Genomic DNA, 246 nt, shown 5'->3' with positions numbered 1-246 from the left:
ACCTGCGACCAATTGATTAAAAGTCAACTGCTCTACCAACTGAGCTAACGACCCGCTTGGGTGTTGCCTGAATTTTTACTCATACCAATAACCTGGTGGGTCGTGCAGGATGACTCGGCTTCGCCTCGCCCTACGGGCCGTTGCTGTTGCAACGTTATCCTTCACGTTTAACATCTGAGTAAGACATTAAAATTGGTGGGTCGTGCAGGATTCGAACCTGCGACCAATTGATTAAAAGTCAACTGC

At 48.0% G+C, this 246-nt stretch carries 1 other RNA gene; it reads right to left on the bottom strand.

The annotated features are described in order from the left end of the window. Positions 1-93: 93 nt before the first annotated feature. Positions 94-246, bottom strand: a non-coding RNA gene (locus AAIR21_RS28195) — RtT sRNA; the annotation flags it as partial.

This window comes from Enterobacter sp. PTB (genome assembly GCF_051130085.1).
GTDB classification, from domain to species: Bacteria; Pseudomonadota; Gammaproteobacteria; order Enterobacterales; family Enterobacteriaceae; genus Enterobacter; species Enterobacter ludwigii.
This window is presented reverse-complemented; position numbering and strand designations above follow the sequence as displayed.